Raw genomic sequence first — 507 nt, forward strand, 5'->3', positions numbered from 1 at the left:
AAAAATTCTTGGAATCATTCGATTCCATCGAAAAGATAAACCCTAAGTATCAGTACAGTGTTGGTTATTATGAAACGGATCTAAATTTAATCACAAAGTGTTTAGATTTGGACGAAGGTTTCGCCAAGTCCTACGAAGTATATCAAGATATTTTAAAGGCTATTAGAACAGGCGATACTGATACAATGAATCAGATACTACTCAATTATCATCCACTCAATACCGCTATGGATCAAACAATGACATCATTAAGAAAATATCGTAAACAAGTATTAAATGCACTGAAGCTTAAATATTCCAACGGATTTTTAGAGGGAATCATTGGAAGAATAAAAAAGATAAAAAGTAGTGCCTATGGATATCGTAGTTGGAACAACTTTACTGAACGTATAAATATTCAAATGTTTTGGCTTCGAGCAAGCTCATCAGCCAAATAAAAAAACAGCTAGACCATTTATGGTCTAACTGTTAACTTGAACCGCCATCAACTTGATTTGACGAACAGCC

The 507-nt window shown here is 33.7% G+C and carries 1 protein-coding gene; it reads left to right on the forward strand.

The genetic code is table 11. The features are described 5' to 3' along the window. Positions 1-437: transposase (locus FD33_RS12405; RefSeq protein ID WP_162256975.1), on the forward strand; the 437-nt coding region annotated here is incomplete at its 5' end. Positions 438-507: the final 70 nt, after the last annotated feature.

Source organism: Companilactobacillus paralimentarius DSM 13238 = JCM 10415, assembly GCF_001434985.1.
Classification (GTDB): Bacteria; Bacillota; Bacilli; order Lactobacillales; family Lactobacillaceae; genus Companilactobacillus; species Companilactobacillus paralimentarius.